Source organism: Bradyrhizobium sp. STM 3562, assembly GCF_045571435.1.
Taxonomy (GTDB): Bacteria; Pseudomonadota; Alphaproteobacteria; order Rhizobiales; family Xanthobacteraceae; genus Bradyrhizobium.
In genome coordinates, this window is sequence record NZ_CP120694.1 from 5,489,289 (window position 1) to 5,510,263 (window position 20,975).

A 20,975-nucleotide genomic window follows, 5' to 3' on the forward strand; every position below is an offset into this window, starting at 1 on the left:
CGATATCACCGATAGTTCTGCGGCCCGCGCGCGCCGCCCATCGGCGGGGCGACGATGACAGGCGGCGGATAAAGCGGAACGTCCGGCGGCTGCGTGGCCGGCAGCGGCGCGGAATGCGCCGACCATGACTCGTGATATTCGGGTGGCGGCGGCGGCAATTTGCGATTGGGCGGCGGCTCGATCTCGAGCCGGCCATAGCCGGGCTTCTGGCCGAGGCTCGGATAATAGTGGCCGACATTGGGCGCGTAATCGACGTAGCGTCCGCCGTAAACGGTCGGCAGATTGTTCACGCCCTTGCCGAGGCCGAACTCGCCCTCGACGACTCCATAGGACGCATCGACGCCGTTGATGATCACGGGAATGCCGGGCCGCGCGGGGATGACGACATTGAATCCCTCCGAGGCAGACGCCGCCGAGGTCATTGCGATCAAGATGGCCGATGTCAAAGACAGACGCATGGATTGGTCCGATTGCTAAAATGCAATCTATCCGAAGGCGGGATAGGAAGGGTTAAAGGGGCGCGCCAAACTGCCGGTAAGCCTAACGCACGAGGCATTTACCGCGCTTAATTGCCGCCAATCCCGATACGAAACCGTTAACGATTCAAACGAACATGGTCTCGACGAGGGTGCGCAGGCCGATGGCGATGGTGATGACGCCGACCGCGCCCTGCAGCGCGCCGTTCGCGGCGGTGAGCCAGCGCGCGGAGACTGCAATGGGCACCGCGATCACGGTCGACAGCGCGCCCATCCCGATCATCGAGCCGATGCCGAACAGCGCGACATAGCCAAGTCCCGCGGCGACGCTCGGCGCCTGCGACACCGTCAGCACGAGCAGCGCCGCCGAGCCCGCCATGCCATGCATCAACCCCACTAGCAGCGTACGCCAGCGGAAGCCGTGGCTGTGCTGATGGGGCGCGCGCCCATGCGGCATGGTCTCGCCGGCATGGCTGTGGGCGTGAAAATGTACGGTGCCGTCGCCATGGCTGTGACTGTGGAAATGGATGCGGTCACGCCAAAGCCGCCACAGCACGTGTACGCCCAGGCCGACCAGCATGATGCCGACGGCCGTCTCCAAGGTCTGCGACCAGTTGTCCGGAATGGCATGGCCAAGCATGATGGCCGCGCCGGCGAAGACAAACAGGGTCACCGTGTGGCCGAGGCCCCAGGTCAGGCCGTGCTTGACGATATCGCCGACCTCGCTTCGCCGGGCGGCGATGCTGGATACGGCGGCGACGTGATCGGCCTCCAGGGCATGCTGCATGCCGAGAAGAAATCCGAGCCCCAAAATACCGAACATCGTCCCCGCCTGCGCTCGCAACTACCCTCGCCGCCTGTTCCACGATTCAGGCTGGCGGTGGCGGATGGAACTTCACACTGGTTCGGCCCTTGTACAACCCTCCTTCGCAAAAACCTCACGGCTGTGTGAATCGAGAGCCAAAAAAGAAGGGAACGACATCCGGCGCGAGTGCGTAGGGCTAGGTTCAACGTCAATGGAGCACCCCCATGACAAAATTAGCGATCCTTGGTGCGACGGCGCTTGCCGTCTCCGCGCTGGCGAGCCCAGCGATGGCCTGGGTTCATCATTCTGCCGGCGGTCAACATGCCGAGCGTGGTTATCGGCACCCTCATCGTGCCTATTACCCCGCAAACCCAGCCTACCAGCAGCAGGCGTATCAGCAGCAGGCCTGGAACAATGGTTATTACAACCGTGGCTATTATAACCAGGGCACCGGCTTCTGGCCCGCTGATGTCGCGGCCGGTGCGGTGGGAACCGCGGGTGCCATCGCCGCAGGTGCCGTGAACACCGCGGGCGCCATCGCGACCGCGCCGTTCCGCCCGGCTAATTCCTACGGCTATTACCCGGCTAATTCCTACGGCTATTACCCGGCCAATTCCTACGCCTATTACAATGGCTATAATGCCGGCGGCTGGCCGCAGCAGACCTATGCCGGGCCAAACGGCTTCGCCTGCACCCCCGGTACCTATTTCATGGGCGCCGACGGCCGCCGGCATCTGTGCCGGTGAGCAGGCGAAACGTTCCTCGAGAGGTAAAAAAGCGGTCCCTTCCGGGGCCGCCTTTTTTAGACGTTTTGAAGCTCGGACTTCGGCCGATGGCTTGGTTCACTAAATGTCATGGAAATGGTGCCGGCTGAGGGGATTGAACCCCCGACCTTCGGTTTACAAAACCGCTGCTCTACCGCTGAGCTAAGCCGGCTTGACCCAATTCGCTGGTGTGATCGGGCCGACGAGCTGTCGCGCCGGTCAGATAGCAGAGTTGGCGGCCAAGGGCTACAGTCCTCACTCCGCCAAGGACGGCAAGTTACCGCCCCTGCTGGATGCCCGGAATGGCCGCGATCTCCTGCGCAAGGAAATCGATCAATAGCCGCACGCGCGCGATGCCGGCGCGTTCCGGGACGATCAGCATGTTCAAGGGCACCGAGGGCGGCGCGTAGTCGGGCAGGATCGGCTTGATCCGGCCCGCGGCGATAAGATCATCGACCAGCCAGTGGTGCGTGGGCCCGATGCCGCGGCCGGCGACCAGCGCTTCACGCGCGGCCAAGCCATGGTCGACGCGAAGGCGCCCGCCAAAGGGCACCGCGTGGCGATGGCCGTCGGGCCCCTGCAGCACGAGCGTGTCGCTGCCGGCGACATTCGACATTCGCACGCCCTCATGTCCGGCGAGATCCTGCGGCACCATCGGCGTCCCGCGCGCAGCGAGATAATCGGGCGCGGCGACCAGCAGGCGGCGGGACCGGCCGAGCGGGCGCAGCTTCATCGAGCTGTCGGTCAGAGGCCCCAAGCGCAGCGCGATATCGACGCCCTCACGCACGAGATCGACGCGCTCGTCGGTGAGACTGAGATCGATCCCGACATCGGGATAGCGATCCTGAAACGCGAAGATCAGCCGGCTTACATGCATCACGCCGAACGCCGCGGTGCAGGAGATGCGGATGTTGCCGGCCGGCGCGCCGCGCGTGCCGCGGGCCTCGTCGCCCGCCTGCTCGACCAGGCGCAAGATCTGCACGCAATTTGCGTAATAGCGGCTGCCCTCGTCGGTCATGGTGACGCGCCGGGTCGTCCTGCTCAGCAAGGGAACGCCGACGGCATCCTCGAGCTCGCGAAGCTGCCGCGTCACCGTCGATTGTCCGAGCCCAAGCTCGCGCGCGACCGCCGACAGGCTGCCGCGCTCGGCGACCCGAACGAAGGTCCGCATGCGCTCCAGGGTAACGTCCGATCTATCCATTTTTCGGCACAATATTATGCGTCCGCGCCATATAGCGGATCAGTGGCAAATTCTCTAGTTGCGCGGCAGTAGCTCACCAACTGGACGCGCCTTCCCATGAAAGTTCTGCTTGTCTTCGCCCATCCCGAACCGCGCTCGCTCAATGGCGCGCTGCGCGACGTCGCCGTCCATGAACTCGAAGCGCAAGGCCATGAGGTCCGCGTCTCGGACCTTTACGCCCAGACCTGGAAGACCGCCGTCGATCGTGCCGATTTCCCGCCGCTTACGCCGGATGCACGCCTCAAGGTTGCGGATGCCTCCAAGCAGGCCTTCGAGGCGGATGCGCTGACCGAGGACGTGAAAGCCGAAATCGACAAGCTGTTATGGGCCGACGCGCTGATCCTGCAGTTTCCGCTGTGGTGGTTCTCCATGCCGGCGATCCTCAAGGGATGGGTCGATCGCGTGTTCGCCTATGGCTTTGCCTATGGCGTCGGCGAGCACAGCGACAGACGCTGGGGTGACCGCTACGGCGAAGGCAGGCTTGCGGGCAAGCGCGCGATGCTGATCGTGACCGCCGGTGGCTGGGAGGAGCACTATTCCGCCCGCGGCATCAACGGGCCCATCGATGACCTGCTGTTCCCGATCCAGCACGGCATACTTTATTATCCTGGCTATCAGGTGCTGCCGCCTTTCGTGGTCTACCGGGCCGACCGCCTCGACGAAGCCGGCCTTGCGTCTCATGCGGCGCGGCTGCGCGCGCGGATGCGGACGCTTTCGACCACAGCGCCGATTCCCTACCGGCAACAGAACGGAGGCGATTATCTGATTCCGAGCATGCAGCTCCGCGCAGGGCTCGCCGATCCGCACGCGCGCGGCTTTGCGCTGCACGTGAGAGATGAGGACGCGCTTCAGGTGCAGTCAGACCTTGAAGCCGCAGGGTGATACGGTTCGAACAGCTAAAGCGCGATGGGATTAGATCGAATCGCTATCGCGCTTTAGATTCTTGTTTGAGCATGATCTTTTCGGAAAACCGCTTCACACTTTTCCGGATCATGCTCTAATACCGCGTCCCGTCCTTGCGAAAATATCCCGCCGCGGTGGCATGCAGATCGACATCAGGATAATGGGCTTGGTCCTCACGCAGATTGGCCGAGCCGATTTCGAGAATGCGTGCGGCCGCTTCGCTGCGGTTTTGCAGGTGATGAGCGTCGGCATCGCCGGCGCGGAAAGCCGCGCAGTCGCCGGCGCGTAAAATCTCCTCGCCCGCGTCCGTCACCAGCACGACCTCCCCTTCCAGAACGTAGACGAACTCTTCCGCCTTGGTGTGCCAATGCCGCTGGCTCGACCAGGCACCGGGACCCAGCTCCAGCAGGTTGACGCCGATCTGCTTCAAGCCGGCGCCCGCGCCGAGCCGGCGGCGAAGCTTGTTGAGGCAGGGCAGCGCCAGTTCTCCGGGATAGCGCGAGCCCGATGAAACGGGTGCTTTTTCGATATCGATCCTTTTCATCCGCCTTACCCTCCCAAGTTGGCGTTCGCCTCGCGCGCCCACGCCACAGCGGTCCGACGCCACAGAAATTAACCTGGCGTTAGCCATGATTGGAGCAGCCTCGGAACCAAGCAATTCGCTGCAAATTGTCCCTGCAAGGAGACGGGGCATGGACAGATTGGCATATCTTCAGGATCAGGCGCTGCGCGCCGAGCGGCTCGCCAAGAGCATCACAGACACGCTCACCGTCGAGCGGCTGCAATCCTTCGCTGCCGAATGCCGTCGCCAGATCAAGCTGATCAGCGGCAGCCCGGATCCCATAACCTGCGCGGCGAAGCTGCACCAGGCGCAACAGGCGGCGCTTGCGCGCTCTCCTCTTGGCTAGACATTGAGAATGCGAAAATCCGACCGCGGCACGGTCCGTACCGGCGCATCCATTGCCTTGCTTCGCGCCTGATTTTGCGCGGCCAGTTTTTGCAGGCAGGCCCGCAGTTCGGCGTCCGTTTGCTTGATCTGGTTGCGAATTTCCTGCCGCTCAAAACGGGTCAGCGATGGCTCGGCGAGGTAGCGCCACGCCTGCCTGAGCCATTCCTTCAACGCCTGTACATCTCGTTCCAGAGTGTCGGCCATGGCCTCATCTTTCCAGGTACGGCATCGATAGCTTAAGCGATTCGCGGCCGAGCGAGCCCTCATCCGGTAGTTTTACGGGGAGAACTATGCGCTTTGACCTTGGTCGTCGCCGGCCGAACCTGCCGCGCCATCGCCCACTCCGGATCGGGCGTCGGGCCGGTGGCATCGCCGGTCGTTCCGACCAGTTGTCCCGGCAGCGCGTCGGTCGTCCGCATCCAGCTTTGTGTGGAGCAGAGCAAACCGAGCAGGCAGCCCTTGATGTTCAGGCGCTCGGCGCCGTCGCGCCAGATCGTGATGCCGTAGGTCCTGCCGTCCTCGGCGTTGTAGATCTCGCCGGCAAAGCGCCCCTCCTGCGTCGGCCTCAGGCCGAGGATGAGCTGATGGCCGAGAAGCGCGCGTGCACGCTTGGCAGGATCGGGATTGAGCTTGTCCCGCAGCGGCTGGCCTTTGCCGTCGGCAGCCTCCTTCATCCAAACGATATAGCCGCAGATCCGCTCCGGCGCCGCGCCGCAGTGCTCGACCCGAATGCGGGCGCGGCCGTCTTCGGTCAACCACGTCCCGCTCGGATCGGAGAGGGCCGCCGCCTGACCGCGGTTTTGCGCCACGGCCAGCAGGGTGGCCACCGCGGTACGGATGATTATTCGCCACAGGATTTTCAACACCCTCGTCGTCGTGCGCGTCTCGCCAAACCATCATCTGAGCTGAGCCAGGAGAGCGTCGGCGCCCTTGTCGATGCCGGCCGGCGCGGCTGTGAGCGCGCCGACGCTTGCCTTGATGTCGTAGGGCGTCGGGTATTGCTTGCCGACGAAGGCGTGAGGAGCCGCCCGCTCGGCGCATCAAAGACCTCGACGACATAGACCACCGAGCCTGTCAGCGTTCCTTCGCCGTCGCGCGCGGCCCGCACCCCGTTGTAGACGGCGCCGGCAAGGTCGAAGCGCGACAGGGTGCCCAGCACCGGCGTGTTGGCGACCGCTCCCGTCAAAGTGAGCCGCACGCGCAAGGTGTTCGGCGCCCGACTGCTGGTGATCGCAAAACGGCTGCCGAGGCTTTCCAGAAAGCTGGTCCGCATATAGGCGGCAAGCGTCGCCTTGTCGCGCTCGGACATGTCGCCGAATTGGTGATCGCGTCCGCGATAGATCACGAGAGGATCGAGCATGACCTTGTCGTAGGACCGCCAGTCCACAGCCGCGGCGTAACGGTACGGCATGCGGCCCGAGGAATCGGACTGGTTGGGCGCGAGATAGGCCGACGAGGCGAGCTCCGAATAAGCCACCGGCGCCACGCTGGCGCATCCCGCAGCACTCGCGCACAGCGCCAGCAGCAGCACGCCGCGCGCGGCGGTCCAACCATTCATCTCGATCTCTCCTCATTTCGGAACCGGAAAACGGACGGCGTGGCGCGGCCGACGTCGTGAAAGCGTAAGGCTGAGGCACCGGGGGCTGCAGCCATGCCGAGCATCTTTAAAACCGACCAGGCGGTTTGTAAATGGGTTAATCGACGTGAGGCGATCCGCCGCAACCAGGGCAAGCGAGCGCGAGCGGCTTGCGTTCAGCGCCTTTGACGGGAGACGGCGCGCTTGTACCTAGCCGTTCCGGCGGGCCGGTGCACGAACGGGCCGCTCGGCCTGCTCCCTCTGCGGCTGCTCGAGCGCGGGCCAGAGGCTCTCGTCAAGCAACCGCGCGAACAGCCGCTCCGACTCGGCTTCGGAGATCGGGGATAGCCGGAGCATCGCGAGCAGTGCGAGTCCGCGCGCCGCCGCCCAGCGCAGAACAGCCAAATCCGGATCGGCAGCCTCCGCCTTGATGGCATCGAGGTTCTTGGCGTCGCGGTCACGGGCCTCGGCAAGCAGGCTGGGCTCGGAAGCGAGCGCGGCGAGCATCGCCTGGGCGACCGAATATTGCTGGGCAATGATTTCCCGTGACGTGGCTATGGCCGTCGCCAGCTTTGGTTCGCGCGAAGATGAGCCGGCCGTGTTCAGAAAGTCGATGGAGAACTGGTTGAAATGCGAAAACTGCTGCTCCAGCAGTGCTCTCAACACCGCGTCCTTGGTGCGGAATTGGTGCATCAGGCCGCCTTTGCTCAGGCCGCTTTCTCGCGCGATCGCATCCAGCGTCAGCCGGCCCGGCCCATCCCGCGCAATAATGGTGAGGGCTGCGGCAAGCGCGGCTTTACGGGACCGTTCGGAGCGAGAAGGATTATCCATCGTTCAACTAAAAAGCGGGGCGCGACGGACCGGAAGCAGCGGCCGGAATGCGACACAGGACGCGCAGCGACGCCAATTGCCTGCGTTACCCCAAGCAGTTGGGATGCCAATGCCTCCCCTGTCAAGCCGTCCGGAGATCACGTCCTTGTCCGTTCCTCCGCCAGCAGCCGACAACTTCTGCAAGTCGCTGATATTTACTTACAACTTGCGGCAGGCCGCCCGCCCTTGACCGAAATCCTTATGGCCTGCGGCAAAGCCCTGACACGGCCCTTGATTCTCCCCTCGCCCTTTGCTGAAATCACGCGCGGCTGAGGTGTGCCATGAAGTGGATGCGAGAACGCGACGCTTTGATCGCGCAGACACTGGCCTTCGTTCAGTCGGTCGCGGGCAGGAAAGCGGCTGCCGGCGCGCCGCCACCTTCTCCTGCGCCCGAGTCCGCCGACACCGGCTCTGCCGCCCCCGAGATGGCCCAGCCCGACGGCACATCGACCATCGCGTCGAACCCGCCGGTCCCGCCAGCCACCGATCTGCCCCCACTCCCGGCCGCTAACGCGCGATCGAGCATCGCGGACGACCTCAAGACCGAGATCAATGCCCGTGTCGCCAGCTTTCGCGCACACCAGGAGCGGTTCAACCGCGAACGCGAGGAATATTTTTCGGCCACGCTCGCAAAGCTGCGGGCCGCAATCAGGGATGGCGCGCCGCCCCGTCCGCGAAAATAGGCCGTCGCAAGCAGCGATCCACCTGAGCGTCCAACAGGATCAGAGGAAAGCCCATACCAGCGCGACATTGGCGGTGCAGGCGACCAACAGGCCGGCCGCCAGCGCCAACTGCACGCGTTCGCCGAAAGTATGGAGTGTCGTTCCCATGGGCGAGAACATCCGGCGATTCTGGCCGTGGAGTCTCGGGGATTCTTTTTCTCGGCATTCACTTCCTGTTAAGGACTCAGGCGCCGCCCGAAGGCCCTGGTCCGGGCCTCAAGCGCCGGTTCCGGCCCGCCCCGCTGGCGGAAACCTGAAGCGGCTCCAGGCGTTATCGGCCGGCTAATCCGGAGCCAAGCCATGCCTTATGCGTTGTTTTTGAATGACGCCAAGTTGAGCAAGACCTATCCCACCGAAGCGGATGTCTGGAAACTGGCCCGCAAGAGCGGTCTTGTGGTCGACGTCGCTTCCGAAGAGGACAAGCCGACGCCCCATCCAGTGCTCGACAATGACTACGAAATCCGCGCCTGCCTGCCGGATCCGCAGGAAGACCCGGAACAGAACCAAGCCGATGCTGAACGCGACGAGGCGCGGACCCCGCAAATCTGACGCACTACTCTCAGTCGCGATTTACGTCCTGCCCCCAGCAGCTCCCGCCGTTTGACGTGAACCGAACAGCCCCAGCGCAGCCGACGTCAGGGCGTCGCGACCGCAAGCGAGGCCTGCTCGGACGAGAGCACGACGCATGCGCGCTTACGATGCAGGCCGCGGATCGCGCCGGTGACCCTCAACACCTGGCCTGCGGGGCAGGATGCATCCTGCACGAAGGCGACCTCGTACGGTCCCAGCACCAGCGGTTCGGATTTCAGGATCGTTCGGCCGGAGCAAGGCACCATCATCGCAGAGAAAATCAGCACCGCTACTAAATTACGCATGTTTCTCGTCCACCCGCCGGCGGCTGCATAATAACCGATCATCGGCTAAAGTTTCGCAAAGGGCGAAAAAAATTTTGTGCCGCGAGCTGCGCGCACACAGCGAAGAACAGAGAGCAAAAGAAAAGGCCGGCAATGAGCCGGCCTTTTGCAAGAGACGAAACGGTTCGGGCGTCTCAGTACCTGGACTGGACCGGACCACCCCAGCCGAAGCGATAGTTCACGCCGACCTTGACCGTGTGCTCATCGTCGCGGAAGCGGGAGCCGACGATCTCGGCAGGGCCACTGGTGAAGGTGGTGTTGCCGAAATTGTAATACTGGTACTCGGCCTTGGCTGACCAGTTCGGCGCGAACATGTATTCGAGGCCGGCGCCGACGGTCCAGCCATCCTTGTGCGCGCCGTCGGCCGTAAAGGCGACCGGCGTGCCGCCGACGCTCACCCCGATGTTGGGATTATCGCGCCAGGCGTAACCGCCCTTGGCATAGACCAGCGCCGGACCCCAGGTGTAGCCGAAGCGGCCGGTGACCGAGCCGAGTTGGTCATTCTTGCTCGTGATCAGGCTGCCGCCCGGAAACAGCACGCCGCTGCTACCGTTGGTCAGCCAACTGTACTGGGCCTCGGCGCCGATCACCCAGTTGGTCGCGAACTGGTAGTCGAAGCCGCCCTGCACGCCACCGAGGAATCGGCCGTCGCTTCCGATCAGGCTGTTGTTGCCGGCGAAGGCGCCGCCGATGTGGCCGCCGATATAGAATCCAGTCCAATTATAGATCGCCTGCGGCGGCGTATAGACGGGAGCCTTCGTATAGGTACGCGCCGGCATGTCGGCCGCCATCGCAGAACCTGCGAAAGCCATCAATGCAGCCGCGCCAAGCAAAAGCCTTTTCATCAGAATTCCCCTTATTGCGGTGGCGACCCTATCCAACAACATGGCCTCAATTTGGTTGCCCGGAGGGGATGCCGCAGCTTTGATCGTTCGCGACTGTGACGGACCGGCAACAAAGCGGTTTTGTTCCGGCCTGCGTCAATCTTTCGCAAACAGCGCATGCTGTTCCCTGTCATTTGGTGATCAGCGTTGCTGGCCGGTTCAGCGTTCGCAGAAAATTGAACGGATATCCCCCGCGCTGCTTGGCCGCAGTTCCCGCGACACGCCCGGACCTCGGCGGCTAGCGGCTCATATGCTCGAGATCCGGGAACGGCTGGTAATTGGCGCCAACGCAGAGCTCGCGCGCATCCTGCACCACGCGATCCAGCCTGCCATTGATGAAGAGCACGGCTTGCTCGCGTGGCGGGCGGTACGTGCCGTCGGCTTGCTGCTCGGAAAAGCGCAGGCAGCTAACGTAGCGCACCCTGCCCCCGACCGTTCGCTGCACCGGATCGGCCATCATGGCATCGCGCACGCCGACCGGATTGTTGAGGTACGTCCGCATGAACGCCAGCAATTCCGAACGGTAATTTTCGGGAAAGGGTTGCGGCGCGCTGCTGTCCTCCATGAAGGACGGTGGCCCGCTCTCATCACTGCCCAGGCAACCCGCAAGCGCGAGCGGCAACAGCACGATCGCGACAAGCCTTGCTGAAATCCCCAATTGCCGAAATCCCCAAGCTCCGGAAACCCGAAGCGCAACTCGTCTTGAAGTTCCCGAAATACGCGGCCGACCGGCACGCGTGCGCCGGCCTTCTATCCTCTCACCTGAAAAAAGGGAATCGACTTTTCGGCCAACTTCTTTTCGGCCGACTGTAAGACACGGCCCGGCCCGCCGCCATGTGTGCCAGCAGATGGCGAGGGCCGGGCCTGACGTCCGTCGGCGCGGTGGGGAAACGGATCAGCCGCGCCGAACGGAATCGCGGATCAGCTCCGCTTGGTCGAGAGCGCCGCGGGTTTGGTGCTGACCTTCGCGGCGACCTTCGGATGGCTCTTGTGCAGGCTGACCTTCTTGTGGTGATGATGGCGGATCATCTTGGCATTCGCGTTGAGCTTCTTGCTCTTGCTCGACGTGGCCGTGGCACTGGTCTGCGGCTGTCCGGTCTTGGCGGCCGGGGCTTGCGTCTGTGTGGTTTGGGTCTGGGTGGTCTTGTTCGCCGGGTTTTGGCTGCCTGAATCGGCGGCAAGCGCGGGGGCTGCGATCATCGAGGCGGCAAGCAGAGCTGCAGAAATCGTCTTGAGCATGGTTCATCTCCTACTCAGGATCTGACGTTGCCGGCCGGAGCGGCCGGGATCCGTCGATCATGCTGGCCAGCCTAGGCGGCGCGCACTGAACCTGCCCTGACACGCGAGGTCGGATTTCGTTCATCTGCATGACGACTTCGTCATGTTCCCAATAAATTGAGCACCCGAGGCCGAACTCGGACAAATAATGGCCGCCGGTTGGGAATTTTCTTTCCTTGCGGCGGTTCAGGTCCTCGGGCCTTTGGCTATGAGCGGAGGCCGCCGGGATACCGGGTCGTCACGACATCAACAGGAGAGATGCATGCGAAAATCTGCGGCCAGGCTTCTGACACTCGCGACATTGTCAATGGTACTGGCGACGGCGCCGGTGATTACAAAGGTCTACGCCAACGGCGACGACAATCCGTCCCCGCCGGCTTCCGAAAGCAAGAAGGGCAAGAAGAGGAGCGAAGCAAGGCCGAGCCAGGAGTACGCGAAATTCGCAGAAGGCTATCGCGCCGCCTACACCACCGTCTACGACCGCCAGGATTATGCCGGCGCGATCGATCAGTTGAAGGCGCTCGGCCATGACGACAACGCCGCGGTCGCCAATCTGATCGGCTATTCCTATCGCAAACTGGGCGACTACAAGCTCTCTCAGGTCTGGTACGAACGCGCGCTGAAGGCCGATCCGAACCACGTGAAGACCTGGCAGTATTACGGCTTGTGGCAGGTCGAGCAGGGCAACCGCGATCAGGCGCTGTATCATCTCAACAAGATCGCACAGCTCGCCGGCAAGGACAGCGAGGAATACCGCTCGCTCGCGGCAGCGCTTGAGCAGCCGCCTGGAACGGGCCTAGTTTATTGAGCGATCAAGCCGTCATTCCGGGGCGCGCGGCAGCGCGAACCCGGAATGCCCCGAATGAGCACGGCCCATTTGCGCTATTTCATTAACTGCTGAACCTCGGTCCGAAACGCCTGGCGCGAGGCGTCGCGGGAATAGAACATGTGTCCGCCGGGATAGACCGCGAGCTTGACGCGCGAGGCAAAAGGCGGGAGCTGATCCAGCGCGATCTGCGATCCGAAATACGGCGTAGCGAGATCGAACAGCCCATGTGCGACCAGCACCTTCAGCTTCGGATCGAGCGCCAGGATCTGGCGCAGGTCTGACGTCGATTCCAGCGGGCGCAGGCCACGGCCGAAATCCCAGGCCCGTTCCACGGCCCCATTCAACGTCTCGTAAGAACCATCCGGTCGCCAGTTCAGTTTGCGGGTGGTGAGATCGACCGCCGCGCTCGTCAGCGGCGCAACCAGCCTGTCGCCCGAGGGGTCGCCGAAGTGGAAGGAACTCGAATCCGGATAAGGATCGGTACCGAGCACGGATGCATCATAGCGACCCGTCACCTTGCCGTCGCGGCGGTCGAATTCGCGGCGAAACTCGTCGATATCGAAACGGCCGGCGAGTCTGCGGCTGACCGCCTGGTCGATGCCCGTCAGCGCGGCGACCTTGTCAGCGATCCTGTTGGTCGCATCCGTGTCGGCCTGGCCCTTGAGCAGGTCCACCAGAAAGTCGCTCCGCGCGTAGCTCTCGACATCCTTTACGTCCGCGCGCGAGAGATCCCCCTTCTTCTCCCTGTCTCGGGCGACGGCCGCAAAGGTCGGCAGGCTCGCGACATATTGGAGAATGCTGGAGCCCGACCATTCGCGGAAATCGAGCACCGGTGAGATCAAAATCAGCCCGCTGACGCCGACGCCCTGCTGCGATCCCAAATTACGAACCACCTTCGGCCCGCGGATGCCGCCATAGCTCTCGCCCGCAACATATTTGGGCGACAACAGACGATCGTTCTTTTCCAGCCAGCGGCGGATCGTCACGGCAATCGAGGCGACATCGCCATCGACCGAATAAAATTTCTTTCGCACGTCCTCGCCGGTCGCGACGAAACGGCTGTAGCCGGTACCGACGGGATCGATGAAGACGAGATCGGTGAAGTCGAGCCAGGTCTCGGCATTGGGCTTGAGATCGGGCGCAGTCGACGGCGTGACCGCATCCGCATTGATATCAAGCCGCCAGGGGCCGTTGTTGCCGAGCTGCAGCCAGGCCGACGCCGCACCGGGACCGCCATTGAAGATGAAGGTGACGGGCCGGCTGGCGCGGTCGGCCCCGTCGAGCTGATAGGCCGTATAGGCGATATCGGCCTGCGGTTCGCCCTTGTCATCGAACAGGCGGATGGAGCCGGCGGTTGCCGTGAACGCCAGCGAGCGGCCAGGCAGTTCGAGCGTGTGCTTGGTCGTAGAATCCGGCGGCAGCTTGTGTTGCTCCGCTGTCGCCGCCGAGGCGGGCGTGCTGCCGCTGCGCGCACCCGGTCCGCCCTTTTGCCCCGCCGGTGCGGTGGCCGTCGGTATATGCTCCTGCGCATCCTGGGCGGATGCGCTCGGGACGGCGGCGAACAACATGAGCAGCAGGCTGAGGGTGCGGACGGCCGGCGTTTCGATGAGCATGATTGTTCTCTCCAAGCTCCCCTGTGTAGGCCACGCGGGTTGTCCAGCCACGCAGGCATGAGCGGCCTTTTGCGGGGGTATCTAGCCCGAAATTGCGACATGTCCACGGTACCACCGCGCAATCGGTCCGGCCGCGCATCAAAAATCCGGCAATCCGCGCCCGTAAACGCCGGCATTTACGTTGATTGGCGCGGAAGCACATTCCTTAACCTCGACAAGCACGGCCGGGGTGTATAGACGACGCGGCGAATTCCCTTCAGGCGTTCCAGACGAGCTTTTAGGTTCATGAGTAAGCCCAAGCGATATGAGAAGATCGCCTTCGTCGCGAGCTCCGTGCCCGAAGCACAGGCGGCGCTGGCGCAACTCTCCGAGCTCTACGGCAATTGCGCGCCGGAGGACGCCGACGTCGTGGTTGCGCTCGGCGGCGACGGCTTGATGCTGCAGACGCTGCACAAGCACATGGGCTCGGGAAAACCGATCTACGGCATGCACCGCGGCACCGTCGGCTTTCTGATGAACGAGTACTCGACGCACGATCTGCGCACGCGGCTCGCGGCCGCGCGCGAATCCGTCATCCATCCCCTCTTGATGCGCGCGACCGACAACCACGGCGGCGTGCATGTCCATCATGCCTTCAATGAGGTCTACCTCTATCGCCAGACCTATCAAGCTGCGCGCCTGCGCATCCTGATCGACGAGCAGGAGCGCATGCCGGAGCTCATCGCCGATGGCGTGCTGGTGGCTACGCCTGCCGGATCGACCGCCTACAACCTTTCGGTGCAGGGCCCGATCCTGCCAATCAACGCCGCGCTGCTCGCGCTGACGCCGATCAGCGCGTTCCGGCCGCGGCGCTGGCGCGGCGCGCTACTGCCGAACACCGCCTATGTCACCATCGAGGTGCTCGAGGGCGAGAAGCGCCCCGTCGCGGCGGTCGCCGACCATGACGAGGTGCGCAACGTGTGCCGCGTCGAGGTGCTCTCCGACAAGACGATCTCGATGCGGATGCTGTTCGATCCCGGTCACAGCCTCGAGGAGCGCATCCTGCGCGAGCAGTTCGGTTACTAAAAGCCGCGGCTCGACGAAACTCTTTGCGGAATGGCTGCTGCCGGGCGTGCAGCGCAAACGCTTCGTTAACCAGCGCCCCATATGGTTAACAGCAATATACCGACATCCGACGTCGCGCCTTCGCGTTCCCAAGGCCGGGCCATGTTCCGCATCGATTTCAACAAGCTGCGATTTCTCGTCTGCGACGACAACCCGCATATGCGCAGAATCTTGCGCACGCTCCTGCACTCGTTCGGCGCGCGCGAGGTCTATGAGGCCGAGGACGGCGCGACCGCCCTGGAAATGTACACCCACTATGCGCCCGACATCGTCATCACCGACTGGGCGATGCCGATCTTCGACGGCCTCGAACTTGCGCAAATGATCCGGCAGCCGGAAGCCAAGGGCAATCCCTACGCGCCCATCATCATGTTGACCGGCCATTCCGAGAAGCGCCGCGTGACGGTTGCGCGTGACGCGGGCGTCACCGAATTCCTGGCCAAGCCGATTTCAGCCAAGGGGCTTTACCAGCGTATTCTCAACGTGGTCGCCAATCCGCGCCCGTTCATCAAGACCAAGACCTATTTCGGTCCCGACCGGCGGCGCAACACCAACAACGCCTATATCGGCCCCGAGCGCCGCGTCGGCGGCGAGGCCGAGGTACTGCAGCAGCCTTCGCTGCTCGACAAGGCGCGGTCACCGGTCTAGGGCGCAAGGAGACGTTCATGGCCAAAGACAAATCCTCCGGGCTGGAGATCAAGAGCTACGCCACCCATCACGTCATCACCCCACCCAACCCTCTGCGCAGCGTCTTGCGGCACGTGGACGGCAAGAGCGGCGACGATCCGGTCGCGCGAGCCGAACGGGCGCTCGCCGGTCTATCAGGTGAATTCAAGGGCTGGATGGTCGTCGAGACCGAGCGGCTGTTGGCCGCTTATGCGGCCGTTCGCAACCAAGGCTTCACCGATGCCGCCAGCGAGGAGCTGTTTCGCGCCGCCCATGACATCAAGGGCGATGCCGCAACCTTCGGCTTTCCGTCCGCCGCCGCGACGGCCGACAGTCTGTGCCGCATCATCGAACACGCCCCCGATCTCGAAAAGGTGCCGCCCGAACTGATCGAGCACCACGTCAACGCCATCCAGGCGATCGTGCACGAGCACACCAAGTTCGACACGGTGGCGGTTTCCTCCGAGCTCAGCCGCCGCTTGCGCCGCGTCGCCGACGAATATCTCGCCCACGTCAATCGCGGCCGCCCCGAGCATCTCGAAGCCATTCTCGCCCCGAGCATCGTGCCCGGGGAGTGAGATAAAGCCTTCGGTATCTCTTCATCATTGCAAGGAGCCAACGGGCCGCGCTTTGCCCGGACCCGTTGGCTCCTTGCAATGACGCTAAGCCGCGATCAGCTCATGATGCTGCCGCGCAAGCGCGGCTTCCGCGGCCAACTCCTCGCAGAACAGCCGCGCCTCTTCCCTCGCCGATTCCGTTGCAAAGCGACGCAACAGGATCAAGAGCTGCTCGGTGGCGTTGCCGTCGGTCTCGCACTGGGTCAACACGCGCTCCACCATGCGCCGGCGCAGGCGGGCGGCGGTGCCCGCCGAGTCGGCAAAGCCGATCTCATGGCAGACCTCGAGCGCGACACGGAACGCCGCAAATGTCGATTCCGGCAAGCCCGCACGGCGCAACAACGCCTCCAGACTCGCACTGCCGCGGTCATGCAACAGCGACGAGACCCGCGCCAGCGGCAGTTCGGAAAGCTCCGCCAGCGCCGCCTCGAACAACTCCAGATTGGCTGACAGCAGCGCGCGCAGGATCAGGCCGGCGGAGAGCTGACCGGTCTCGCGCAGGTGGCTGACCAGCCCGCGCATGTCGTCGCCGCGCGAGCGCGCCGCGATGTTCAGGGCCGAACGGTCGCGGGCTTCGCTCGCGAGGCGCCCTGCCCGGTCGGCGCTGAGCCAATTCCTGGCCACCACGAATTGCGCCAGCGTCTCCGAAAGCTTTGCCACCAGCGCCGCGCGTGTCGCGGCCGGCAGATCGTCGAGCAGCAGCATGGATTCCCTGATCGCGGCGAGATGGCCGTGGCGCTCGACGATACGGTCCCACGAAAACGGCGCGAGCTCGGCATAGGGATTTTCGATCAATTCCAGTGCCGCCGCCGCGCTGCCGACCTCGGCAATCGCGGCGCCGACCGATGCCGGCAGGCTGATGCGGCGGGCGATCGCGCATTGGGTTTCGCAATCGCCGGTCGCAACGATGTCGACAAGGTCGGCATCGATCAACAGCGGCGAATGTTCGAGGATGGAGACCGCGACCGATGGCTGGTCGAGCGCGAGCGCCTGCACGATCGCGGCCGGAGCCTCGCCGCTGCGCGCGAACACATCGGCCATGGCCTTTCGCACCAATGGCGACGGATCATCGAGCATCATGAGCAGCGCGCCCTCGGCCGCCGCACGATCATCCTCGGAAAGATCGGAAATCAACCAAGCCCGCGCCAGCGAGCGCGTCGCTTCCGCCCGCTCGCCCGCGGACGCGGTCCTGACCCAACTGATGAACTGCCGAACGATCATTGTCTTTCCGGCTTACGCAACCAAACGATATCGGCCTCACCGAGTCTGGTCCGCAATCGACGCCGCGGATCAGGCTGGTGGCCACAACAGGGGAAAATAAACCACGACGCTTAACAAAGCGTTCACCATAACCGACTGGTTTTATTGACGTTTTATTAAGACCCACTGGCCGGAGGTAAGATGGGAGGCGGCGGCAGCCGTTTCGGCGACCGCCGCGAACTGCGGACCGCTCATGATGCGACCCGCGCCAATGGCGCACCCGACCGCAATGAATGTCACTTGCGCTTGCCGCGCAACTTCGACGTCCGTTTCACTGCCTGCTTTTTTGTGGCGCTCCTTGTCGTCGGCGATTTCTTGCGCGGCGATGTCTTGGTGACGCGCTTCTTGCTTGCCGCCGCCACCCTCGTCGTTGCCGGGTGTTTCGGCGCGCGAGATCGCACCGGCCGCGAAGGCGCTGCCGGGTGCTCCGGAACATGCACCGGCTGCGGCGGCGCCGCCGCTCCGCTCGCGGCCGCTCTCGGAAGCAGTCCCATCCAGAATTTCAGTTCGGGCAAATCGCTGCCGTCCGGATCGAGATAGCTCTCTTGCCAATTATCGCGGTCGACGAGACCGTGCCACACCTTTGGATCCTGCCGGTGCGCCTCAACATAGCTATTCCAGCGATAGGTATGGTAGGTCGCAATGATATTGGCGGCATAAGCCGCCGCGAGCCGCGCATTACCCTCGATGATCATGAGATTGTCATCGTTCTTGCTGGACGCCTTGAAGCCCAGGTTGTGCGAGCCCGTCATGACAACTGGATGCTCGCCGAAAGGATCGAGCACGATGACCTTGCTGTGGATGTGCACGCCCTGGCCGAGAATCTCGGTGGCCCAGTTGTGGAAGACGTCCTTGATGTTCTTGGGCACCATCGATTCATAGCCAAGGTGCTGTGGCGGCTGCTTGCCGCCGGAAAACAGCGTCACGGGCGTGCCGGCCGACGGGTCGAGCGCGGCGCGGGGTGAAGGCCTGGCCGGTTTGTCGGTGATGGATTCCTCGGTGAGGCCGGCGATTTCCTGGTTCACCACGCCGCGGATGTAGAGATTCGGATTGTAATTCTCCGTACCCTCGTGATGACGGAACAGGATGTTCTGCAGCAACGTCCATTTGTTTTCCGGCTGACCGTCGGGAACGAACACGCCGGGATTGAAGAACAGGAACAGAATGCCCTGCTGCGCGCCGTTGATCAGCTTGCGCGCATAGTCGAGGTCTTCGCCCTTGTCGGTCGGAGCGAACCATTGGGTGATGCTGGCGCCGTCGACCTTGAAGCTATTGATGCCCTTCGCTCCGGCGCTGCCGTTGGTCTTGGCGAGAGCCGGCGGATAGGCGTTCTTGGCGTCCTTCAGCAGATTCCATTCGTCGAGAAAGTATTGCGCGAGTTTCGCGTCGTTTACGACGATGCCGTTGTTGGCCTGCGTGCACAATCCGGTCATCGTCCAGTTGGTGCTGCCGGAAAGCACCCGCTGCGGCTTGCCTGCGGAATCGCACGCCACCAGAAATTTGTTGTGCGCGAAGTGCCCCTGCGGAACCAGCCGGTCATACAGGTCCACCACGCCCTTCAGTTTCGCCCGAACCGTCTTGTTCTCGTCATTGTCGTTTTTCTTGCTGAAAGCGCCGTTGGCCAGGATCAAGTGACACTTCTTGCCGAGCGCCGTGAGGCCGGCGAGCAGTTCGGGGTCGTTGAGCTCGTAGAGCGCTGCATAGACATGGCCGTTGCCGTCTTTCACGTCCTTGAGCATTTGCAGGAGCTGCAGCCGCAACAATCCGCTCAAGGCGTCTCTCAGTTCATTGCCCGGCGCTTTGATAATATCCGCGATCTTGGGCTTCTTGCCGAGCGAGGCGAGCGCGCGTGACACCCACTGCGCGGAGACGATGCCCTTGTTGAAATAAGCACTGATGTTCGCCGACGCTTGGCTCGAGATCGTGATCGGCGCGGTCAAAGCGCTCGCCGCATTTTGGTCGAGTTGCAAATTGTCCTTGGTGCCGATCACCGGCACCACCGAATATTGCACGGTGTCGCCCGGCTTCACGCCGTAATCCCACCACATGAATCGCTGCAGCGGATGCTTCCAGGGTGCACTCTGGTCGAGCTTGTCATCGTCCGAAAATCCGACAAAGCCGTGCAAATAGACGTCCGGACTGCCTTTCACGACGCGGCGAATGGTGAAGCCGCGGCATCCCGGAATCGGCCTGCGGTCCGCGGGCAGCCAAACCAGACAAGTATGATCGCCGTTGTCATAAACCCTTACATCAATGGACATAGAGTATCCTCCAGCGAAGAGTCCCCCGCTGGCGAAGCTACTTCTCTACCTGAAAGCGTACAAGTTAACGGGCACACGTTTCGCAGAAATTGCCCGCGATGCCGCAAGGCAAGCCGCCTTCCGTGAAGGAAGACCGGCCGGCTGACCGCAGGGTATGCGCGTCAACCGCTGAAGGTGCCGTTGCGGTCGCTGAAGAGATCGAGCGGCGCCGGCGCGCTGGTGCTGCCCGTGGATGCCGTATCCGACGTCAGCGACGAAGAGTTGCCCCACAGGGTGTGAACGGTCGAGGAAACCGGCTGCGATCCGTCGACCTGATACAGCGAACGAAACATCGGATCGTTCGGCTGCGCGCCGTTGTTCGCGTCGCCCGTGGAAGCCGCCGCGGCCGATGCCGAACGAACATCCGGGAAAGACGAGAGATAGGCCGCGTTGTCGATTGCCGGGGCCGCGCTCACAACCGAACTCGCGGTCGCGCCCGCACCGAACATCGCCAGCGCCGTTTGCGTCTGCGGGGAGCTGGCCGCGCCGGCATAACGCGCGCTCAAGACCGAATAGACTTCCGAGACGCTGCGCGGCTGCCCCGCCCGGTCGTAGAAGATGGAGTGGTTGGCGGCGGCGGCATTCGGAAACAACCGGGCGGCATTGGCTTGCGGAGTGTCCTCGGCGCTGTTGATCAGCCTGGCGGCGCCGCCGACGCCCATGAAATGCGCCATATAGAGTTCGGCATCGCTCGGCCGGCGGCCGATCATGCCCGTGAGCTCAAAGCTGTTGGATTGAGTCAGCGCCCCCGCCATCGCGGACGCGATCGCCGGGTCGTCGCGCAGCTTCATGATGGTCCGCCGCGTCGCGGGGTCGCTGACGACATACTCGCCTGACGATGTCTTGGTGATGGCATCGGCGAGCTGGCTATAGCCGAGCTGGCCGCCGGCTTCCTTCACGGTGGCAAGCCAGGTCTGATCGATGAACTGATAGAGGCCGCGCGCCGACGAGGTGGAAGCGCTTGCGGAGGGGTTGAAGTCGGACTCCATCTTCGCGGTGGCGAGAAGATATTCGAAGCTGGCGCCGGTGTTGTTGGACGCCTGCTTGATCGCACCGGTCACTCGCGTGCGCGAAGGATCAACAGCCGTCGCGGCCGTAGCGTTTGACGTGTCGACCGACATTTCCTGCTTCCGCCCTGTTCTGGCGCCCTGATGCGCCGGACAGTGCGGCGATTATGGTTAATGCGGGGTTAAGAAAGTCCTGCC

Annotated in this window: 25 protein-coding genes, 1 tRNA gene and 1 pseudogene; 9 read left to right on the forward strand and 18 right to left on the reverse strand. The window is 63.4% G+C overall.

What is annotated here, in order from left to right; genetic code table 11:
• Positions 1 to 5: 5 nt before the first annotated feature.
• Positions 6 to 458, reverse strand: coding sequence for a hypothetical protein (locus tag P6U23_RS25580; RefSeq protein ID WP_407175291.1), 453 nt, complete (start codon positions 456 to 458; stop codon positions 6 to 8).
• A gap of 145 nt (positions 459 to 603) precedes the next feature.
• On the reverse strand, positions 604 to 1,299 hold the full coding sequence (locus P6U23_RS25585) for an urease accessory protein (protein ID WP_407175292.1): 696 nt from the start codon (positions 1,297 to 1,299) through the stop codon (positions 604 to 606).
• Between the two features lie 206 nt (positions 1,300 to 1,505).
• Here P6U23_RS25585 and P6U23_RS25590 point away from each other — a divergent pair, with 206 nt between their 5' ends.
• Positions 1,506 to 2,027: a hypothetical protein gene (locus tag P6U23_RS25590; RefSeq protein ID WP_407175293.1), complete on the forward strand. Its 522-nt coding sequence runs from the start codon at positions 1,506 to 1,508 to the stop codon at positions 2,025 to 2,027.
• A gap of 115 nt (positions 2,028 to 2,142) precedes the next feature.
• Here P6U23_RS25590 and P6U23_RS25595 read toward each other — a convergent pair.
• Both P6U23_RS25595 and P6U23_RS25600 read right to left on the reverse strand, forming a co-directional pair.
• A tRNA-Thr gene (locus P6U23_RS25595) sits at positions 2,143 to 2,217 on the reverse strand.
• Positions 2,218 to 2,322: 105 nt separating this feature from the next.
• Positions 2,323 to 3,246 (reverse strand): LysR family transcriptional regulator, encoded by a 924-nt coding sequence (locus P6U23_RS25600; protein WP_407175294.1) that lies wholly within the window; start codon positions 3,244 to 3,246, stop codon positions 2,323 to 2,325.
• A 96-nt stretch (positions 3,247 to 3,342) separates the two neighbouring features.
• Here P6U23_RS25600 and P6U23_RS25605 point away from each other — a divergent pair, with 96 nt between their 5' ends.
• A complete protein-coding gene (locus P6U23_RS25605) occupies positions 3,343 to 4,167 on the forward strand; it encodes an NAD(P)H-dependent oxidoreductase (protein ID WP_407175295.1) in 825 nt (274 codons plus the stop codon).
• Between the two features lie 115 nt (positions 4,168 to 4,282).
• Here P6U23_RS25605 and P6U23_RS25610 read toward each other — a convergent pair whose 3' ends face one another.
• The gene (locus P6U23_RS25610; RefSeq protein ID WP_407175296.1) at positions 4,283 to 4,732 is read right to left on the reverse strand and encodes a cupin domain-containing protein; all 450 of its coding nucleotides are present in this window, start codon (positions 4,730 to 4,732) and stop codon (positions 4,283 to 4,285) included.
• 148 nt (positions 4,733 to 4,880) lie between these two features.
• Here P6U23_RS25610 and P6U23_RS25615 point away from each other — a divergent pair, with 148 nt between their 5' ends.
• The gene (locus P6U23_RS25615; protein WP_407175297.1) at positions 4,881 to 5,096 is read left to right on the forward strand and encodes a hypothetical protein; all 216 of its coding nucleotides are present in this window, start codon (positions 4,881 to 4,883) and stop codon (positions 5,094 to 5,096) included.
• Here the strand turns inward: P6U23_RS25615 and P6U23_RS25620 are convergent.
• The 4 genes and pseudogenes from P6U23_RS25620 to P6U23_RS25635 form a co-directional block, all read right to left on the reverse strand.
• The gene (locus P6U23_RS25620) at positions 5,093 to 5,341 is read right to left on the reverse strand and encodes a hypothetical protein (RefSeq protein WP_407175298.1); all 249 of its coding nucleotides are present in this window, start codon (positions 5,339 to 5,341) and stop codon (positions 5,093 to 5,095) included. The two genes, P6U23_RS25615 and P6U23_RS25620, sit on opposite strands and share 4 nt — an antisense overlap.
• Before the next feature lie 59 nt (positions 5,342 to 5,400).
• Complete coding sequence (locus P6U23_RS25625) at positions 5,401 to 6,000, reverse strand: DUF2147 domain-containing protein (RefSeq protein WP_407181573.1); 600 nt, start codon at positions 5,998 to 6,000, stop codon at positions 5,401 to 5,403.
• A gap of 33 nt (positions 6,001 to 6,033) precedes the next feature.
• Positions 6,034 to 6,695, reverse strand: a pseudogene (locus P6U23_RS25630) (DUF3313 domain-containing protein).
• Between the two features lie 228 nt (positions 6,696 to 6,923).
• Positions 6,924 to 7,544, reverse strand: a complete 621-nt coding sequence (locus P6U23_RS25635) for a TetR/AcrR family transcriptional regulator (RefSeq protein WP_407175299.1) — start codon at positions 7,542 to 7,544, stop codon at positions 6,924 to 6,926.
• A 320-nt stretch (positions 7,545 to 7,864) separates the two neighbouring features.
• Between P6U23_RS25635 and P6U23_RS25640 the strand changes: the two genes are divergently transcribed.
• On the forward strand, positions 7,865 to 8,266 hold the full coding sequence (locus P6U23_RS25640) for a hypothetical protein (protein ID WP_407175300.1): 402 nt from the start codon (positions 7,865 to 7,867) through the stop codon (positions 8,264 to 8,266).
• 39 nt (positions 8,267 to 8,305) lie between these two features.
• Here the strand turns inward: P6U23_RS25640 and P6U23_RS25645 are convergent, their stop codons facing one another.
• Complete coding sequence (locus P6U23_RS25645; RefSeq protein WP_407175301.1) at positions 8,306 to 8,413, reverse strand: glucose transporter; 108 nt, start codon at positions 8,411 to 8,413, stop codon at positions 8,306 to 8,308.
• Positions 8,414 to 8,605: 192 nt separating this feature from the next.
• Between P6U23_RS25645 and P6U23_RS25650 the strand changes: the two genes are divergently transcribed.
• Positions 8,606 to 8,854 (forward strand): hypothetical protein, encoded by a 249-nt coding sequence (locus P6U23_RS25650; RefSeq protein WP_024510622.1) that lies wholly within the window; start codon positions 8,606 to 8,608, stop codon positions 8,852 to 8,854.
• Positions 8,855 to 8,940: 86 nt separating this feature from the next.
• Here the strand turns inward: P6U23_RS25650 and P6U23_RS25655 are convergent, their stop codons facing one another.
• From P6U23_RS25655 to P6U23_RS25670, 4 genes are all read right to left on the reverse strand, one after another.
• Positions 8,941 to 9,180: a hypothetical protein gene (locus P6U23_RS25655; protein ID WP_407175302.1), complete on the reverse strand. Its 240-nt coding sequence runs from the start codon at positions 9,178 to 9,180 to the stop codon at positions 8,941 to 8,943.
• A 173-nt stretch (positions 9,181 to 9,353) separates the two neighbouring features.
• Positions 9,354 to 10,064, reverse strand: coding sequence for an outer membrane protein (locus P6U23_RS25660; protein ID WP_407175303.1), 711 nt, complete (start codon positions 10,062 to 10,064; stop codon positions 9,354 to 9,356).
• Between the two features lie 277 nt (positions 10,065 to 10,341).
• Positions 10,342 to 10,761 carry a hypothetical protein gene (locus P6U23_RS25665; RefSeq protein WP_407175304.1) on the reverse strand — a complete coding sequence of 140 codons (420 nt, stop codon included), beginning with the start codon at positions 10,759 to 10,761 and terminating at the stop codon, positions 10,342 to 10,344.
• 263 nt (positions 10,762 to 11,024) lie between these two features.
• Complete coding sequence (locus P6U23_RS25670) at positions 11,025 to 11,342, reverse strand: His-rich protein BRANT (protein ID WP_407175305.1); 318 nt, start codon at positions 11,340 to 11,342, stop codon at positions 11,025 to 11,027.
• A 301-nt stretch (positions 11,343 to 11,643) separates the two neighbouring features.
• Here P6U23_RS25670 and P6U23_RS25675 point away from each other — a divergent pair, with 301 nt between their 5' ends.
• Positions 11,644 to 12,189, forward strand: a complete 546-nt coding sequence (locus P6U23_RS25675) for a tetratricopeptide repeat protein (RefSeq protein WP_407175306.1) — start codon at positions 11,644 to 11,646, stop codon at positions 12,187 to 12,189.
• A gap of 74 nt (positions 12,190 to 12,263) precedes the next feature.
• Here the strand turns inward: P6U23_RS25675 and P6U23_RS25680 are convergent, their stop codons facing one another.
• A complete protein-coding gene (locus P6U23_RS25680) occupies positions 12,264 to 13,823 on the reverse strand; it encodes a S10 family peptidase (protein ID WP_407175307.1) in 1,560 nt (519 codons plus the stop codon).
• A 285-nt stretch (positions 13,824 to 14,108) separates the two neighbouring features.
• Here P6U23_RS25680 and P6U23_RS25685 point away from each other — a divergent pair, with 285 nt between their 5' ends.
• The 3 genes from P6U23_RS25685 (at position 14,109) to P6U23_RS25695 (ending at position 16,171) form a co-directional block, all read left to right on the forward strand.
• Positions 14,109 to 14,888, forward strand: a complete 780-nt coding sequence (locus P6U23_RS25685) for an NAD kinase (RefSeq protein ID WP_407175308.1) — start codon at positions 14,109 to 14,111, stop codon at positions 14,886 to 14,888.
• Positions 14,889 to 15,029: 141 nt separating this feature from the next.
• A complete protein-coding gene (locus P6U23_RS25690) occupies positions 15,030 to 15,575 on the forward strand; it encodes a response regulator (RefSeq protein WP_024510630.1) in 546 nt (181 codons plus the stop codon).
• Positions 15,576 to 15,592: 17 nt separating this feature from the next.
• A complete protein-coding gene (locus P6U23_RS25695) occupies positions 15,593 to 16,171 on the forward strand; it encodes an Hpt domain-containing protein (RefSeq protein WP_407175309.1) in 579 nt (192 codons plus the stop codon).
• Positions 16,172 to 16,255: 84 nt separating this feature from the next.
• Here P6U23_RS25695 and P6U23_RS25700 read toward each other — a convergent pair whose 3' ends face one another.
• The 3 genes from P6U23_RS25700 to P6U23_RS25710 all read right to left on the reverse strand — a co-directional run bounded on the left by P6U23_RS25700 (position 16,256) and on the right by P6U23_RS25710 (position 20,891).
• Positions 16,256 to 17,431 carry a DUF2336 domain-containing protein gene (locus tag P6U23_RS25700; RefSeq protein WP_407175310.1) on the reverse strand — a complete coding sequence of 392 codons (1,176 nt, stop codon included), beginning with the start codon at positions 17,429 to 17,431 and terminating at the stop codon, positions 16,256 to 16,258.
• A 275-nt stretch (positions 17,432 to 17,706) separates the two neighbouring features.
• Positions 17,707 to 19,731: a phospholipase D-like domain-containing protein gene (locus tag P6U23_RS25705; RefSeq protein ID WP_407175311.1), complete on the reverse strand. Its 2,025-nt coding sequence runs from the start codon at positions 19,729 to 19,731 to the stop codon at positions 17,707 to 17,709.
• Positions 19,732 to 19,892: 161 nt separating this feature from the next.
• Positions 19,893 to 20,891, reverse strand: coding sequence for a transglycosylase SLT domain-containing protein (locus P6U23_RS25710; RefSeq protein WP_407175312.1), 999 nt, complete (start codon positions 20,889 to 20,891; stop codon positions 19,893 to 19,895).
• Between the last annotated feature and the right edge of the window lie 84 nt (positions 20,892 to 20,975).

Bases quoted from the DNA above. Each gene is read 5' to 3' on its own strand.
- P6U23_RS25705 (WP_407175311.1), bottom strand. From the start codon at position 19,731: ATGTCCATTGATGTAAGGGTTTATGACAACGGCGATCATACTTGTCTG.
- P6U23_RS25645 (WP_407175301.1), bottom strand. From the start codon at position 8,413: ATGGGAACGACACTCCATACTTTCGGCGAACGCGTGCAGTTGGCGCTG.
- P6U23_RS25690 (WP_024510630.1), top strand. From the start codon at position 15,030: ATGTTCCGCATCGATTTCAACAAGCTGCGATTTCTCGTCTGCGACGAC.
- P6U23_RS25680 (WP_407175307.1), bottom strand. From the start codon at position 13,823: ATGCTCATCGAAACGCCGGCCGTCCGCACCCTCAGCCTGCTGCTCATG.
- P6U23_RS25670 (WP_407175305.1), bottom strand. From the start codon at position 11,342: ATGCTCAAGACGATTTCTGCAGCTCTGCTTGCCGCCTCGATGATCGCA.
- P6U23_RS25605 (WP_407175295.1), top strand. From the start codon at position 3,343: ATGAAAGTTCTGCTTGTCTTCGCCCATCCCGAACCGCGCTCGCTCAAT.
- P6U23_RS25590 (WP_407175293.1), top strand. From the start codon at position 1,506: ATGACAAAATTAGCGATCCTTGGTGCGACGGCGCTTGCCGTCTCCGCG.
- P6U23_RS25655 (WP_407175302.1), bottom strand. From the start codon at position 9,180: ATGCGTAATTTAGTAGCGGTGCTGATTTTCTCTGCGATGATGGTGCCT.
- P6U23_RS25600 (WP_407175294.1), bottom strand. From the start codon at position 3,246: ATGGATAGATCGGACGTTACCCTGGAGCGCATGCGGACCTTCGTTCGG.
- P6U23_RS25710 (WP_407175312.1), bottom strand. From the start codon at position 20,891: ATGTCGGTCGACACGTCAAACGCTACGGCCGCGACGGCTGTTGATCCT.
- P6U23_RS25650 (WP_024510622.1), top strand. From the start codon at position 8,606: ATGCCTTATGCGTTGTTTTTGAATGACGCCAAGTTGAGCAAGACCTAT.
- P6U23_RS25635 (WP_407175299.1), bottom strand. From the start codon at position 7,544: ATGGATAATCCTTCTCGCTCCGAACGGTCCCGTAAAGCCGCGCTTGCC.
- P6U23_RS25685 (WP_407175308.1), top strand. From the start codon at position 14,109: ATGAGTAAGCCCAAGCGATATGAGAAGATCGCCTTCGTCGCGAGCTCC.
- P6U23_RS25580 (WP_407175291.1), bottom strand. From the start codon at position 458: ATGCGTCTGTCTTTGACATCGGCCATCTTGATCGCAATGACCTCGGCG.
- P6U23_RS25585 (WP_407175292.1), bottom strand. From the start codon at position 1,299: ATGTTCGGTATTTTGGGGCTCGGATTTCTTCTCGGCATGCAGCATGCC.
- P6U23_RS25640 (WP_407175300.1), top strand. From the start codon at position 7,865: ATGAAGTGGATGCGAGAACGCGACGCTTTGATCGCGCAGACACTGGCC.
- P6U23_RS25610 (WP_407175296.1), bottom strand. From the start codon at position 4,732: ATGAAAAGGATCGATATCGAAAAAGCACCCGTTTCATCGGGCTCGCGC.
- P6U23_RS25660 (WP_407175303.1), bottom strand. From the start codon at position 10,064: ATGAAAAGGCTTTTGCTTGGCGCGGCTGCATTGATGGCTTTCGCAGGT.
- P6U23_RS25615 (WP_407175297.1), top strand. From the start codon at position 4,881: ATGGACAGATTGGCATATCTTCAGGATCAGGCGCTGCGCGCCGAGCGG.
- P6U23_RS25700 (WP_407175310.1), bottom strand. From the start codon at position 17,431: ATGATCGTTCGGCAGTTCATCAGTTGGGTCAGGACCGCGTCCGCGGGC.
- P6U23_RS25620 (WP_407175298.1), bottom strand. From the start codon at position 5,341: ATGGCCGACACTCTGGAACGAGATGTACAGGCGTTGAAGGAATGGCTC.
- P6U23_RS25695 (WP_407175309.1), top strand. From the start codon at position 15,593: ATGGCCAAAGACAAATCCTCCGGGCTGGAGATCAAGAGCTACGCCACC.
- P6U23_RS25675 (WP_407175306.1), top strand. From the start codon at position 11,644: ATGCGAAAATCTGCGGCCAGGCTTCTGACACTCGCGACATTGTCAATG.